The organism is Streptomyces sp. O3, assembly GCF_054788135.1.
Genome location: NZ_JBTVYK010000038.1, coordinates 57,021 through 71,899 on the forward strand (window position 1 = coordinate 57,021; position 14,879 = coordinate 71,899).

General features: G+C 71.5%; 13 protein-coding genes. 8 read left to right on the forward strand and 5 right to left on the reverse strand.

The window, feature by feature from the left end; genetic code table 11:
- Positions 1-424: 424 nt before the first annotated feature.
- Both ACX6XY_RS20050 and ACX6XY_RS20055 read right to left on the reverse strand, forming a co-directional pair.
- Positions 425-1,444 carry a hemolysin family protein gene (locus ACX6XY_RS20050; RefSeq protein WP_460332451.1) on the reverse strand — a complete coding sequence of 340 codons (1,020 nt, stop codon included), beginning with the start codon at positions 1,442-1,444 and terminating at the stop codon, positions 425-427.
- Complete coding sequence (locus ACX6XY_RS20055) at positions 1,441-2,772, reverse strand: hemolysin family protein (RefSeq protein ID WP_460332478.1); 1,332 nt, start codon at positions 2,770-2,772, stop codon at positions 1,441-1,443. Before ACX6XY_RS20055 ends, ACX6XY_RS20050 begins: the two co-directional genes overlap by 4 nt.
- Before the next feature lie 399 nt (positions 2,773-3,171).
- On the opposite strand from ACX6XY_RS20055, the gene ACX6XY_RS20060 reads away from it, so the two are divergent.
- Both ACX6XY_RS20060 and ACX6XY_RS20065 read left to right on the forward strand, forming a co-directional pair.
- Positions 3,172-4,182 (forward strand): sporulation protein, encoded by a 1,011-nt coding sequence (locus ACX6XY_RS20060; RefSeq protein WP_460332453.1) that lies wholly within the window; start codon positions 3,172-3,174, stop codon positions 4,180-4,182.
- Between the two features lie 96 nt (positions 4,183-4,278).
- Entirely contained in the window at positions 4,279-4,734 is a 456-nt protein-coding gene (locus ACX6XY_RS20065) for a tellurite resistance TerB family protein (RefSeq protein ID WP_460332455.1), read from the forward strand.
- A 79-nt stretch (positions 4,735-4,813) separates the two neighbouring features.
- On the opposite strand, the gene ACX6XY_RS20070 is transcribed toward ACX6XY_RS20065, so the two are convergent.
- The 3 genes from ACX6XY_RS20070 to ACX6XY_RS20080 form a co-directional block, all read right to left on the reverse strand.
- Positions 4,814-5,752: a M56 family metallopeptidase gene (locus ACX6XY_RS20070; protein WP_460332457.1), complete on the reverse strand. Its 939-nt coding sequence runs from the start codon at positions 5,750-5,752 to the stop codon at positions 4,814-4,816.
- Between the two features lie 6 nt (positions 5,753-5,758).
- The gene (locus tag ACX6XY_RS20075; protein ID WP_460332459.1) at positions 5,759-6,160 is read right to left on the reverse strand and encodes a BlaI/MecI/CopY family transcriptional regulator; all 402 of its coding nucleotides are present in this window, start codon (positions 6,158-6,160) and stop codon (positions 5,759-5,761) included.
- Between the two features lie 507 nt (positions 6,161-6,667).
- Positions 6,668-7,876, reverse strand: coding sequence for a pyridoxal phosphate-dependent aminotransferase (locus ACX6XY_RS20080; RefSeq protein ID WP_460332461.1), 1,209 nt, complete (start codon positions 7,874-7,876; stop codon positions 6,668-6,670).
- Between the two features lie 805 nt (positions 7,877-8,681).
- Between ACX6XY_RS20080 and ACX6XY_RS20085 the strand changes: the two genes are divergently transcribed.
- The 6 genes from ACX6XY_RS20085 (at position 8,682) to fbaA (ending at position 14,750) form a co-directional block, all read left to right on the forward strand.
- Complete coding sequence (locus ACX6XY_RS20085; protein WP_460332463.1) at positions 8,682-9,200, forward strand: DUF2617 family protein; 519 nt, start codon at positions 8,682-8,684, stop codon at positions 9,198-9,200.
- A gap of 178 nt (positions 9,201-9,378) precedes the next feature.
- Positions 9,379-11,037: a polyamine aminopropyltransferase gene (locus tag ACX6XY_RS20090; RefSeq protein WP_460332480.1), complete on the forward strand. Its 1,659-nt coding sequence runs from the start codon at positions 9,379-9,381 to the stop codon at positions 11,035-11,037.
- A gap of 73 nt (positions 11,038-11,110) precedes the next feature.
- A complete protein-coding gene (locus tag ACX6XY_RS20095; RefSeq protein WP_460332464.1) occupies positions 11,111-12,070 on the forward strand; it encodes an SRPBCC domain-containing protein in 960 nt (319 codons plus the stop codon).
- Between the two features lie 69 nt (positions 12,071-12,139).
- Positions 12,140-12,958: an aldose epimerase family protein gene (locus ACX6XY_RS20100; RefSeq protein ID WP_460332466.1), complete on the forward strand. Its 819-nt coding sequence runs from the start codon at positions 12,140-12,142 to the stop codon at positions 12,956-12,958.
- Between the two features lie 53 nt (positions 12,959-13,011).
- Complete coding sequence (gene pyrE, locus ACX6XY_RS20105) at positions 13,012-13,569, forward strand: orotate phosphoribosyltransferase (RefSeq protein WP_460332468.1); 558 nt, start codon at positions 13,012-13,014, stop codon at positions 13,567-13,569.
- Between the two features lie 158 nt (positions 13,570-13,727).
- Entirely contained in the window at positions 13,728-14,750 is a 1,023-nt protein-coding gene (gene fbaA / locus ACX6XY_RS20110) for a class II fructose-bisphosphate aldolase (RefSeq protein WP_460332470.1), read from the forward strand.
- Positions 14,751-14,879 lie beyond the last annotated feature (129 nt).

A 14,879-nucleotide genomic window follows, 5' to 3' on the forward strand; every position in this document is an offset into this window, starting at 1 on the left:
CTGTGTACTCGGCATCCGAATCGGAATCCGTCTCGTTCACCGATCTGTCGCGGAACCCGAAGGCCGTCGCCGCCAGGGCTGCCGCCCTGGGGCGCCTGCGTGTCACGCACCGGGACGCACCCGACATGGTGCTGACCACGGCCATACAGGCGGAGCGCGGCGAGGAGAATCTGACCACCGCTTCCCGGCTGTTCCTGGCCCTGATGAAACAGGAGGCCGTCCACCGGGCGATCATCTCGTGGCGTGCAACCGCCCGCATCAACGCTGACCCCGACCAGCTCCGGGACGCACTTCGACAGCCTGGGCGGGCGACTGGCAACCGGAGTCAGCACCCTGGAACAGCCACCGGACGTGCTGGACACCGCGCTGATACTCGCCCAAGTCCACGCCAGCTTGACGCCGGTCCGCGTCCAGGTCGTCCCGGTCAGGTCGCCTGCGGGTGCAGCAGCCGGGCCAGCAGGTCGTCGAGGCTGACCAGTCCGGCGAGGCGGCCCGTGTCGTCGCGTGCCGCGGCCAGGGTCGCGCGGTGGCGGCGCAGCTCCTCCACCGCCTGCGCGACGCTGTCGCCGGTGCTCAGCTCCGCGACAGGGCTGGCCATTTCGCGAGCGGTCGCGGACCGGCCGCGGGCGCGTGAGACCAGGACGTCGCGAGCATGGACCGAGCCGAGGACGTCGTCGCCGTCCCTTACCAGGAGCCTGGTGCGATCACTGTCCGCCGCGATGCGCAGGATGTCCTCGGCCGAGGCGTCGGCGGGCGCCCAGATGATGTCGGCGACCGGGACGAGGAGGTCCGCGATGGGTGCCTGGGGAGCTGTGAGGGAGCGCGTGATGAGGCCGGAATCGTCCTTGCTGATCAGGCCGAGCCGCTCGGACTCCTCGACGAGGTGGGTGAGCTGTTCGCGGTTGTGGACGGAGGCGAGTGTCTCGCGCGGGGTGACCCGGCACATCCGTACCAGCGCGTTGCTGACCTTGTTGAGGACCCACAGGAGCGGGCGTACGACCTTCACGATCGCGCGGAAGGCCGGGGCGAGCAGCATCGCGGATCGTTCGGGGTGGGCGATGGCCCAGGACTTGGGGGCCATTTCGCCGACCACCATGTGCAGGAACACCACCACGATCAGGGCAAGAGCGAAGGCGATGCCGTAGCTGAGACCGGCGGGCAGGCCGAGCTCTTCCAGGAGCGGGTCGAGTTCGTGGGAGATGGCGGGCTTGGAGACCGCGCCGAGGCCCAGGGTGCACAGGGTGATGCCGAGTTGGGCGCCGGCCAGCATCAGGGACAGCTCGCTCATACCGGCGAGTGCGGCTTTCGCGCCGCGCCGGCCGGCGGCCGCCGCCTGTTCCATCCGATGGCGTTTCGCCGCGACCAGGGCGAACTCGGAGGCGACGAAGAAGCCGCTTCCGACCAGGAGGAGCAGGGTGACGAAGAGGGCGAGAGGGAAACTCATGCCGGGTCCTCCTCGGTGGCGGGCGCGAGGAGGCGCAGCCGTACGTGCTCGGGTACGTGCCGGTCCAGGGTCAGTACGTCGATGGCGACCTGTGCGCCGTCGTCGAGTGCCACGGTGAGGTGGTCGCCGATGGCCGGGAAGCGGCCGAGGCGGTCGATGATCAGGCCGGCCACCGTGTCGTAGTCCTCTTCTTCGGGCAGGCCGATGCCGGTGGCATCGGCGATCTCGTCGAGGCGGCGGCCCGCGTCGACCCGCCAGGCGTCGCCGTCCGAGACGGCCACCTCGACCACGGTGTCGGACTCGTCCGCGATATCACCGACGAGTTCCTCGGCGATGTCCTCGTAGGTGACGATGCCGGCGATGCCGCCGTGCTCGTCCAGGACCACGGCGAACTCGTCGTCGCGTCCCCGCATCTGCGTGACCGCGTCCGGCAGTTGCAGGGTGTCGGGCAGGAGCAGCGGACGGCGGGCCGCCTCGGCCACCATCGTGTGCGCGAAACGGTCGGCGGGCAGGCGCATCAGTTCCCGTACGCCGAGGACTCCCGCCACGTCGTCGGGGTGGTCGCGCATCACCGGGTAGTTGGAGTGGCCGTGCCCGGCGACCAGCTCGACCGCCTCGGTGGCCGTGGCGTCCTTGCGCAGGAAGGTGACGTCCGCGCGCGGCACCATCACCTCGTCCAGGGTGCGTTCGGAGAACTCCAGGGCATGATCGAGGAGTTCGGCCGTGTGCCGGGGCAGATGACCCTCCTCGTGGGACTCGCCGATGAGGTGGCCGAGCTCTTCGAGGGTCGCGCCGTGATGGAGCTCCTCGACCGGTTCGATGCCGACCTTGCGCAGGAGTTTGTTGGCGACCGAGTCGAAGACGCGCACGACCGGGCCGACGACCTTCAGATAACCCAGGGTCGAGGCGGCCAGCGACTTCGCCAGACGCTCGGGCACGGCGAGGGCGAGGTTCTTCGGCGCCAGCTCACCGACCACCATCTGCAGCACGGTGGCCACCACGAAGCCGACGCCGACGGAGATCACGGAGACTGCCCCGTCGGAGAGTCCACTCCCGTCGAGCAGCGGGTTGAGCAGGCCGGACACCGACGGTTCGGCGAGGAAACCGACGACCAGGCCGGTGACGGTGATGCCCAGCTGGGCCCCGGACAGCATGAAGGAGAGGCGCTCCAGGACCTTCAGCGCGCGAGCCGCTCGCCTGTCGCCCGCCTCGGCTTCCCGCGCGAGGGCGAGGCGGTCGGCGGCGACGTACGCGAACTCCTGAGCGACGAAGTAACCGGTGCCGGCGGTCAGGACGAGGACGGCGAGCAGGCCGAGGGCGGCGCTCAGCACGCGGTACCTCCGGAACCCTGCGGATGGCTACGGCCTGGGCGCGTACTTCGCCCCGGGGCCTCGGGGTCCGTCGGTCTGGCGGACACGTGGTGGCTCCTTCTGGTGGGGGATCGCGTGAGACATCAGGGGGTGAACCTCAGCACGACCGGAAAGGGCAAGCCCCCTCGCCGTCCGGGGTGACGTGAGCTCAGTGGCCACAGGCGCACCGGCTCCGAAGGGGGTGACAGCTGCTTCTACACCTACTGTAAAGGGACCGCAATCAGGCGCGACGCGTTGCGGACCGCCGAGCGCCACACCGGCGTTCCGCCGGCCCGCCGCCCCGATCGCTTCTATGCTTCTACAGACCTGTAGACAAGGGTTCCTGACATACCCTCATGTGAAGGAGTGGACGCCGCGATGGTGTTCAAACGGCTGCTCGGTTCGCTCGGCGTAGGCGGTCCCACCGTGGACACGGTCCTCGAAAGCGATGTCGCCCTGCCCGGCGGAGAGCTGTGTGGACAGGTGCACCTCAAGGGCGGAAGCTCCGCCTTCGACATCGAGCACATCACCCTGGAACTGGTCGCCCGTGTGGAGGCCGAGCACGAAGACGGGGAGAGCGAAGGCGTCCTGGTCTTCGAGCGGTACACGGTCGGGGGCGGGTTCCGCCTCGCCGAGGAGGAGGCGCGCGGTCTCCCGTTCCGCGTGACACTGCCGTGGGAGGCGCCGGTCACCGAGCTGCACGGCCAGCCGCTGGGCATCGTCCTGGGTGTGCGGACCGAGGTGTCGGTGGCCGGCGCGAAGGACAAGGGTGATCTGGACCCACTGGCGGTGCGCCCGCTGCCCGTACAGGAGGCGATCCTCGAAGCCTTGGGACAGCTGGGCTTCGGCTTCCACTCGGCCGACCTCGAGTACGGCAGGATCGGAGGGACGGGCCAACAACTGCCCTTCTACCAGGAGATCGAGCTCACCCCGCCCCCGGCGTACGCGCACGCCGTCAACGAGATCGAGGTGACCTTCCTCGCCGACCCCGGTGGCATGGAGGTCGTCCTGGAGGCCGACAAGCGCGGCGGGGTCTTCTCCTCCGGGCATGACGCGGTAACGAGTTTCAGGGTCGATCACACCGGGGTGGAACAGCGTGACTGGAACGCGGAAGTCGACGCCTGGGTGCGTCAGCTGATCGAGCGGCACAGCTCCCACGGTTCGTACGCGCCGTACGGACACGGCGACGCCCACCATGTCGGCCACCAGCCCCACCACGGGCACGACGACCACCACCACGGCGGACAGGGTTCCGGCCCGGGCATGGGGACGGCCATCGCGGCCGGTGCGGCCGGACTCGCGGTCGGCGTCGTCGGCGGCATGGTGGCCGCCGAAGTCGTCGACGAGGTCGGGGACTTCTTCGAGGGTGACGACGAGGAAGAAGAGTGAGAAGCGGGGTTGATCCTGCTAGCTTCTACATTGTTGTAGAAATTCCGTCCGGGCCGGGCCACGGCCCGGACACCCCTCGACGCGTACGGAGTTCTCATGGGCCTGTTCGACCGCTTCAAGGAGTCCGCGGCACAGATGCAGACGCAGCTCCTGGCCAAGAAGAACGACCTCAAGAGCGGCGCCTTCAGGGACGCGAGCATGGCGATGTGCGCGCTGGTCGCCGCCGCCGACGGCACCATCGACCTTTCGGAGCGCCAGAAGGTCGGGCAGCTCATCGCCACCAACGAGGTGCTGCAGAACTTCGAAGGCGCCGATCTGCAGCGCCGCTTCGAGGACAACTGCCAGAAGCTGAGCGCCGACTTCGCGCTCGGCAAGGTCAGCGTCCTGCAGGAGATCGCCAAGGCGAAGAAGAAGCCCGCCGAGGCCCGGGCGGTCATCCAGATCGGCATCGTCATCGGCGGCGCGGACGGTGACTTCGACAAGGACGAGCAGCAGGCCGTGCGCGAAGCCTGCTACGCACTCGACGTGCCGCCGCACGAGTTCGACCTCTGACGGACCCGAAGGAACATCACCCGCCCGTGTCTGACGGTTTGAAGCCGTCGGACACAGGCGGGTTGCATGTGAGGCACCTCTACAGCGGGGTGGCGGCGTGCAGCACGAGGAAGAGCGTGACCGTCGCGTTCGCCGAGGACATCGCGGACAGTGCCGTACCGGCAGCGGCGGCCCAGGCCGCCATTCCGGCCACCGTCCAGGCCGGCGGCCACGCCCGCGCGGCGGGGGCCGGCGCCAGCAGCGCGGCCACCCGGCGCGGCACGGGTCCCGCCGCAGCCAAAGCCGCCAGTGTCGGCGTGTGCGTGCCCGGGGACACCAGTGCGGCTTTGCCGATCGCACGCGCCACGGCCTTGCGGCTGGCGACCGCCCTCGCCGCCTCCTCGTCCGCCCACCGCTCGACGGAGTAGGAGACCGCGGTCCGCAGCGGGCGCAGGAACGGGTTGGCGCAAGCCGCCAACTGCACGACGAGCAGGTACCGGTGGTGGCTCGCGCTCAGATGGGTGCGCTCGTGTGCGAAGAGCGCACGGCGCTCACGCGAGTCGAGACAGGACATCATGCCTGTCGTGACGACGATCCGCCCGCGGCCGGCCTCGCCGCCCGGCAGCGCGTACGCGTACGGGGTGTCATCGGGCAGGACCGCCACCGGTGAACTCGGCAGACCCGCCAGCGCCGCCCATGCCCGGCGGCGCACCCGGCAGTGGCGCCACAACGTCCCGCCGCAGGCTGCGGCGACGAGCAGGAGTGCGGGGATCGAGGCGCGTCCGGCGATCTCGTCGTACGGGACGGCCTCGCGCACTTCGGGGTCGGACCAGCCGTCCGGCAGGGGATTTCCGGGAAGCTGCGCCGTTCCGACCACCACGAGGAGCCCCAGGCACAGCGTGCTGCACACGGCCATCAGTCCGGCCACCCACGCGAGCAGACGCGTGGCCGCGCGAGGGTGCAGGCGGTGTTCGGCGAGCCGGGCGACCGGCCAGGCGGTCAGTGGGAGCACCAGCGGCAGGAAAACGAAGAGCCCCACAGCGGGTCAGTCCTCCGGGTCGTCGTCTTCGGCTGCGCGCAACAGATCCCGCAGCAGCTGCCCGTCGCTGGCGGGCAACGCGGTGAGGAAGCTGGCAAGGACCGCCTCGCGGTTCTGCTCGGCGTCCAGGACCTTACGCATCCGCCGTGCCGCGAGCCCCGCCTCGTCGGCCGCCGGGGTCCACACGAACGCACGCCCCTCACGCTTGCGTGAGACCGCCTCCTTCGCGAACAGACGGGTCAGGATGGTCATGACGGTGGTGTAGGCAAGGTCTCCGCCGAGGCGCTCCTGCACCCAGCCCGCGGTGACCGGCCCCGGCGCAGACCGGACAGCGGACAGCACCTGTGCCTCCAGCTCACCCTGCCCCCGTCGTGATCTGGGCCGTCCGTCCCGACTGTGCTCCGCCATCCCTGCCTCCCGGTGACCGTCACCATGGTGCGCCACGGCGGCGGCCCATCGTAGTGGCCCGGCCATCCCGGATGTGATCTCCGAGGAGGCAGTCCCGTGCCCGTGACCATGCGGCCCGAGCAGCTCACTCCGCATGTCATGCACACTGCCCGCTCCTTCTACAGTCCACCGGCCACCCACGCCGGCAGCACCGTCGCCTCGTCCCGGCCCGGCGGCCCACAGCCGCCGGACCGGGACGCGCGCACCTCTCCGAGGGCGGGAAGAAGGACAACCCTGAGCGAACTGGGCCTCGGGAGGTGGACCTGTACCTCGAGCCGGCCCGCCAGGCCACCACCTGCGTGGAGCGGATCGCGGGGTGCGTCGGAGGCAGGGAGGCGCGGTCCGGTGCTCATGAGGGCTCCTTCCTTCCCGCTCGGGCCGCAGACCTGGGATGGCGAGATGGCACCGAGGCTGCATGGGGCACCTCCGTCCTCGGCCGTCGTGCTGCTCACGGTCGGTGGAGGGGGCTCACATTCGCTGGAGGCGGTCGGCCGCGTCTCGCAAGACCTGGTCCCGTTTGCAGAATGCGAAGCGCACTTGGCTGCGGCCCGCTTCCGGGTCGTCGTAGAAGACGGAGTTGGGGATGGCGACGACGCCGCAGCGTTCGGGGAGGGCGCGGCAGAACGCGTAGGCGTCCTTTTCGCCGAAGGGGCTGATGTCGGTGGTGATGAAGTACGTGCCCTGGGGCCGGAAGACTTCGAAGCCCGCCGAGGCGAGCCCGTAGGCGAGGATGTCGCGCTTCGCGCGCAACTCCTCGCGGAGACCGGTGAAATAGTCGTCCGGCAGGCGCAGGGCCTCGGCGACCGCGTACTGGAACGGGCCCGCCGATACGAACGTCAGGTACTGCTTGGCGGTGCGGACCGCCGTGACCAGCTCGGGCGCGGCGGTCACCCAGCCGACCTTCCAGCCTGTGAACGAGAAGGTCTTTCCGGCGGAGGAGATGGTGACCGTGCGGTCGCGCATGCCGGGGAAGGCGGCGAGGGGGAGGTGTTCGCCGTCGAAGACCAGGTGTTCGTAGACCTCGTCGGTGACGACGAGGAGGTCGCGGGCGACGGCCAGTTCGGCGATCGCGGTGAGTTCGGCGCGGCTGAGGACCGTGCCGGTGGGGTTGTGCGGGGTGTTGAGGAGCAGCAGGCGGGTGCGGTCGGTGACCGCGGCGCGCAGTGCGTCGAGGTCCAGGCGGAAGGAGCGGGTTCCGGTGGCGGGGTCGGTGTGGGGGCGCAGGGTGACCGGGACGCGGGTGCCGCCCGCCAGGGCGATGCTCGCCGCGTAGGAGTCGTAGTACGGCTCCAGGGCGATCACCTCGTCGCCGGGCTCGACCAGGGCCAGCAGCGCGGCCGCGATCGCCTCCGTCGCGCCCGCGGTGACCAGGATCTCGGTGTCGGGGTCGAAGGTCAGGCCGTGGAAGCGCTGTTGGTGCTCGGCGATGGCGGTGCGCAGTTCCGGGATGCCGGGGCCGGGCGGGTACTGGTTGCCGCGGCCGTCCCGCAGGGCGCGGACCGCGGCCTCGCGGACCTCTTCGGGGCCGTCGGCGTCGGGGAAGCCCTGGCCGAGGTTGATCGCGCCGGTCTGTACCGCGAGCGCCGACATCTCGGCGAAGATCGTCGTGCCGAACTCGGCGAGGCGGCGGTTGAGCAGCGGGCGTCCGGTGGTTCCCGTGGAGGTCATGGCGGCCATCCTGCGCCGAACCTCTGGACTTCCTCAAGTCTGCTTTGGGCCCGCGCGGGCGGGGGCATTTCCTTTACCACGAACAGGTTTTCCAGGTTTTCGCGAAGAGGGGGAAGGTTTCATGGGGGCGTTCTTGGGATTTGTCGTGCTGGCCGTGCTGGTGGTCGTCGGTTTCGGTCTGGCGTTCGGTACGCGGGGGAGTGTGAGCGGGTCGGGACGGTCGGGGCGGTCGAGGGGGCGCGGCGGCGCGGTCGGCGGGTCGGGTACGGGCGGCTGGTGGGCGGCGGGCGGAGCCGTGGACGGCAGCGGCGGGGGCTCGCACGGCGGGGGATCCTCCTGCGGAGGCGGCGGCAGCAGTGGCGGCGGGGGTGGCTGCGGCGGTGGTGGAGGCTGCTGACGCCGCCCGGTCTCGCCCGGTCTCGCCCGGCTCGCCCCGCCTCGGCTCGCGTTCGGTCGCTGAGCTGACCGTGGTGGCGTGGGGTGGCTGATATGGGGTGGCTGGCGTGGGGGCGTCGGCGCCGGGTGCGCGGCGGTTGGTTGACGGCGCGTGCGCAACGCGTTGACGAATGAGAGGCAACGGGTTGACGACGGAGAACACGTGAACTGTGGGGCCCTCGAGGGGATGGAAACCCTCCGAAGTTGGGTAAAAACGCTGTGGCATCGCCCCTGTTCATGATTCCCTCTTAAGCGTCAATTCAGCCCTCGGACGACTCGTGGGCAGTTAGCCGGCCATCAGCCTCAGCGGTGTGCCACGCGGCGCGTCTTCCGGTGCTTACCGGCCAAACCTCCACTGCATGTTTGCGGAGCCGACTCCATGCTCACGACCCTCAAGACCACGTACACCGACACGCGCGCGTCCGACCTCGCCTGGGCGCTGGGACGGGAACCGCTCCCCGCGCTCAGCGTGCTGGACGTCGAACTCAAAGGCGCCCATGTGCAGATGAGGCTGCTCGGCGCGTCTCACCAGGTGCTCCTTGAGCAGGCGGTGGGTACCTGCTCCGAGACCGTCGCCTGCATCCCCGGCAGCAGTACGCCGCTGCCGCTCGGCGTCGCCAAGCGGCTCGACGCCTGGGAGTACGAGTTCGCCGCGCGCGTCGAGACCCTGTCGCCCGGCTCCTTCGCGGGCCGCGCCCAGGAGTTGCTCGCGCTCGTCGCCGACCACCCCAACGGCCTGGCCGGGGTGTTCCCCGGCAGCCCGGACGCGTTCACCGCCATGCTCGTACAGCGTCACGAAGGACATGTGCACTGGCGGACCTGGCACGCGTACCCGCAGGAAGGGCAGTTGGTCGCCACCCGCACTCGGGTGGCCGAGCGCGCCCCCGCGCCCGCCTGAGCCGACGCCGGATGCCGACGCCGGACGCCGGGGCGGACGCCGGGGCGGGGGCGTCGGGACACCGGGGCGCCGGGGCCCTGGGGTGGCGGCGGGGGTGGCGTTCGGGGTGGCAGCGGGGGAGTTGCACACGTATGGGTGACAGGCTGGCAGCGACTCGCGACGTAGCGTTACGGGTGTGATCGACCAGCCCGCGCTTCCGCCGCCGCTCACCGGCGGGCCCCCGCACCGGGGCCCGGAGGGGGTCGCGCGGCTGCCCGTGACGCCGCGCACCGGGCGGTTCCTGGTCCTCGCGGGTGTGTTCATCTGCGCGGCCTGCGGCCTGGTGTACGAGCTCGAACTGGTCGCCCTCGCCTCGTACCTGATCGGCGACTCGGTCACCCAGGCCTCCGTCGTGCTCTCCGTGATGGTCTTCGCGATGGGCGTCGGCTCGCTGCTGGCCAAGCGGCTGCGCTGCCGGGCCGCCGCCGGGTTCGGGGCGATCGAGGCGGTGCTCGCGCTGGTCGGCGGATGCAGCGCGATGGCGCTGTACGCGGGGTTCGTCTGGGGCGTCGGGACCCGCGTCCTGCTGGTGGCGTTCTCGCTCGCCATCGGCGTGCTGATCGGCGCCGAGGTGCCGCTGCTGATGACAATGATCCAGCGGGTGCGGCGGCAGGACGCGGGCGGCGCGGTGGCCGACCTGTTCGCCGCCGACTACGTGGGCGCGCTGGTGGGCGGCCTCGCCTTCCCGTTCCTCCTCCTGCCGCTCTTCGGGCAGTTGACCGGCGCGCTGCTCACCGGCGCGGTGAACGCCGTGGCCGGTGGCGCGCTCGTGCTCTGGCTGTTCCGGCACGACCTGACCGCGCGCTCCCGCTGGACGCTGCTGCTCGCCAACGCGCTGGTGCTCGGCTCGCTCGGCACCGCCGCCGTCCTGGTCGACGACTTCGAGCGGGCCGCGCGGGACACCGTGTACGGCCCCGACGTGCGGGTCGCCGTGCACAGCGGCGCCCAGGAGATCGTGCTCACCGGGCACGAGCCCGGCACCCTGAACCTCTTCCTGGACGGGCGGCTGCGGGTCAGCGCCCGCGACGAGCAGCGCTACCACGAGGCGCTGGTACACCCCGCGATGGCCGGGCCGCGGGCGCGGGTCCTGATCCTCGGCGGAGGGGACGGGCTCGCCGCGCGCGAGGCGCTGCGCCACCCCGGCGTCCGCCTCGTCGACATCGTCGAGCTCGACCCCGCGGTGGTCGACCTGGCCCGTACGGATCCGGGGCTCAGCGCCCTCAACCAGGGGGTCTACCGGGACGAGCGGGTGCGGGTCATCGACGCCGACGCGTTCGGCTGGCTGCGGCGGGCGCGGGACGACCCGCGTGCCGCGGGCGCGCGGGGCCCGTACGACGTCGTGGTCTCCGACCTGCCCGACCCCGGCATCACCGCGTCCACCAAGCTCTACTCGCGCGAGTTCTTCGGCCTCGTCACACGGGTGCTCGCCGACGACGGGCGGCTCGTGGTGCACGCGGGCCCGGTGGACGGCCGGACCCGGACCTTCTGGACGGTCGAGGCCAGCGTGCGGTCGGTCGGGCTGCGCACGCTCGCCTACCGGCAGCGGGGGCGGCTCGCCGGGTTCACCGCGGGCCCCGACCGCGCCGCCGCGTCCTCGCCCGGCGCGTCGCCGTCCGGCGCGGGCGACTGGGGCTTCGTACTCGCCGCGCGTACGCCGCCGACCCCGGACCTGGCGGAGGGGCTCGTCCGGGACTCGCTGACCCTGGACGGGCTCAGGGCCGGGGTGCGGGCGGCGGAGCGGACACGGGTGTCCGGGCTGCCGCCGTCGACGCTGGTGCATCCCCGGTACGCGGACTGAGTGAGCGGACTGAGTGAAACGAATCGTGGCTTCACCGGTGCGAAAGGGCTGTACGTGGGTAGGCTCGGCTGACATGGAGCACGAGGCGTTCGTTCCGGTTCCGACCGAGCCCCTACGGCAGGCGCTGGGTGACCCCGTGCGGGTCGCCCGCGCGATCCCCGGACTCCAGCGAGACGTCGCCGACGAGGGGGTCGGGGGCCGCCTGAAGGTCCGTATCGCGGGCCACACCATCACCTATCGCGGCAGTCTGCGCCTGGCCAGGCAGTCGTCCCGTGAGTACGCGATCGAGGGCGACGCCACGGAGGCCCGCGGCACGGGCGTGGTCAAGCTCGCCCTCACCCTGCGGCTGTCCGCCACGGACGACGGCACCACCCTCACCTTCACCGGCACCGCCACCGCGGACGGCCGGGCCGCCGAACTCGACCCCGGCGCCGTCGATTCGGCCGCGCGCCGCCTGCTGAACCGTTGCGCCACGGGACTGGCCGCGGAGGCGGCACGGGGCGCGGCGGACGGCGACGGCGACGGCGGTGGTGCGGGCGCGTCAGCGCCAGGCGCCGGTGCGGGGATCGCGGAAGCCGTGGAGGAGGTGTACGACCCGGTGGGCGAGGACGACGCGGACGGCGTGCGTGACATGGACGACGCGGACGATGCGGACGACGCGGACGGAGCGGACGGCTTGGGTGACGACGACGTGGCTTCTGTGTTCGACACCGACGTGCCGCCGCCGTCCCTCGCGCGGTATGACGCGGACGACGAGGACGCGGACGACATGGACGCGGACGACATGAGAGGCATGGGCGAGGACCTGGCGGCCCTGTCGCCGCCCGCCGAGGCCGCGCACGCCCGCCGGACCATGATCGGGCGGAGCGCGGAAGAGGTCGACCACGCGCCGCCGCGCGGCCGGTACGCTCCTGTCCCCGCGCCCGCGACCACCGTCTCCGCGAGCGACGCGCTGCGCTGGGCGGCGCCCGCGGCCGCGCTGGTCGTCGCGTCGGCGATCGTCGCGGGCCGGGTGCTGCGTCGCCGTAAGTAGACGCGTGAGCAGACGCCGTAAGCAGGCGTCGTACGCGGCCGCGCGCGTGGGCCGCGTAGGGTCGGACGGGTGACTAGACAGGACGACGAGATCACGCTGCGCGCGGGCGACGCGGAGCTCACCTTGCGGCCCGACAACGGCTGCCGCGTCAGCGGCCTGCGCATCGGCGGCACCGAGGTGCTGCGCCAGGGCGAGCGGTACGGCTCGTTCCCCATGGTCCCCTGGTGCGGCCGTACCGAGAACGGGCGCTTCCACAACGGTGCCACGCGGCACCAGCTGCCCGTCAACGATCCCCCGCACGCCCTCCACGGCACCGTACGGGACGTGCCCTGGCGCCTCGCGCACGCCACCGAGCGCACGGCGGCGTTCACCTACGACCTGGTCGAGCCCTGGCCCTACCGCGGCCGCGTCACCCAGACCTTCGAGCTGGCCGGGCGGGCCGACGGCGGCGGCGAGCTCACCGTGCGCATCGGGGTCGAGACGTATCACGACTCGTTCCCGGCGCAGGCGGGCTGGCACCCCTGGTTCCGGCGCACGCTCAGCGACGGCGGCAAGGACGTACAGCTCGACTTCGCCCCCGCCTGGCAGGAGGAGCGCGGCGACGACCACCTCCCCACCGGCCGCCGTGTCGACCGCACGCCGGGCCCCTGGGACGACTGCTTCGGCATGCCGGGCGGCGTCGAGGTCACCCTGACCTGGCCGGACGAGCTGGAGCTGAAGGTCACCAGCCGCGAGGAGTGGGTCGTGATCTACGACGAGCAGCCCGAGGCCGTCTGCGTCGAACCGCAGTCGGGACCGCCCAACGGCCTCAACACTCACCCCCGCCAGGTCACGCCCATCGACCCGCTGGAAGCGGAGATGACCTGGTCCTGGCGGCGGCTGTCGTAGCCCCCCGGAGGCGGCTGTCGTAGCCCCCCGGAACCAGGATCTAAGCTGGCGGCATGAGCGACAGCGACGACGTACGCAGCGACCTCCTGCGGCAGATCAAGGACAAGGCCGTGGTGCACGGCAAGGTGACCCTCTCCTCCGGCCTGGAGGCCGACTACTACGTCGACCTGCGCCGGGTCACCCTCGACGGCGCGGCCGCCCCCCTGATCGGCCAGGTCATGCTGGACCTGACCGCCGACCTGGACTTCGACGCGGTGGGCGGCCTCACGCTGGGCGCCGACCCCGTCGCCACCTCGATGCTGCACGCGTCCGCCGCCCGCGGCCGCCAGCTCGACGCGTTCGTCGTCCGCAAGGCCGCCAAGGCGCACGGCATGCAGCGCCGCGTCGAGGGACCGGGCATCGAGGGCCGCCGCGTCTTGGTCGTCGAGGACACCTCCACCACCGGCGGCTCCCCGCTGACCGCCGTCGAGGCCGCCCGCGAGGCCGGGGCCGAGGTGGTGGCCGTCGCGACGATCGTGGACCGGGCGACCGGGGCCGCCGAGAAGATCGCCGAGGGCGCCTCAGTCCCGTACCTCTTCGCCTTCTCCAAGGACGAGCTCGGCCTGGACTGAGTCCGCCGCCACCGGACGGCTGAGGACGACTGAGTCCGACGCCGACGGCGGCGGCCACGTCTGGAAGTATGGGGGCGACGATGACGTCGCCTCCCCTCAGTGAGGGGCCCTACGGTCAGGGCCAAGCAACCCCACCCGCACATCCAAGGAGCGGACAGATGCCCATCGCAACCCCCGAGGTCTACAACGAGATGCTCGACCGGGCGAAGGCAGGCAAGTTCGCCTACCCGGCCATCAACGTCACCTCATCCCAGACCCTGCACGCCGCGCTGCGCGGCTTCGCGGAGGCGGAGAGCGACGGCATCATCCAGATCTCCACCGGTGGCGCGGAGTTCCTGGGCGGCCAGCACAGCAAGGACATGGTCACCGGCGCGGTCGCGCTCGCCGAGTTCGCGCACATCGTCGCCAAGAAGTACGGCGTCACCGTCGCGCTGCACACCGACCACTGCCCCAAGGACAAGCTGGACGGATACGTCCGTCCGCTGCTCGACATCTCCGCCGAGCGCGTCGCCAGGGGCGAGAACCCGCTGTTCCAGTCGCACATGTGGGACGGCTCGGCCGAGACCCTCGCCGACAACCTGGCCATCGGCCAGGAGCTGCTCGCCAAGGCCGTCGCCGCGAAGATCATCCTTGAGGTTGAGATCACCCCGACCGGCGGCGAGGAGGACGGCGTCAGCCACGAGATCAACGACGAGCTGTACACCACCGTCGACGACGCCGTCCGCACCGCCGAGGCGCTCGGCCTGGGCGAGAAGGGCCGGTACCTGCTGGCCGCGTCCTTCGGCAACGTGCACGGCGTCTACAAGCCGGGCAACGTCGTGCTCCGCCCGGAGCTGCTGAAGGACCTCCAGGAGGGCGTCGGCGCCAAGTACGGCAAGACCTCCCCGTTCGACTTCGTCTTCCACGGCGGCTCCGGCTCCACGGCCGAGGAGATCGCCACCGCGCTGGAGAACGGTGTGGTGAAGATGAACCTGGACACGGACACCCAGTACGCCTTCACCCGCCCCGTCGCGGCGCACATGTTCCAGAACTACGACGGTGTGCTGAAGGTCGACGGCGAGGTCGGCAACAAGAAGACCTACGACCCGCGCACCTGGGGCAAGCTGGCCGAGGCGTCGATGGCCGAGCGCGTCACCGAGGCGTGCGCGGCGCTGCGCTCCACGGGCACCAGGATCAAGTAACCAACGGCGGAAGCAGGGCACGAGGCGAGGCCCGGTCCCCCCGCGCGGGGGGCGGGCTCTTATACACAACTCCGAGCCCACGAGACGCTACAGGTCAGCGCGTATGCCGTCTTCTGCGTGAAAAAGGGG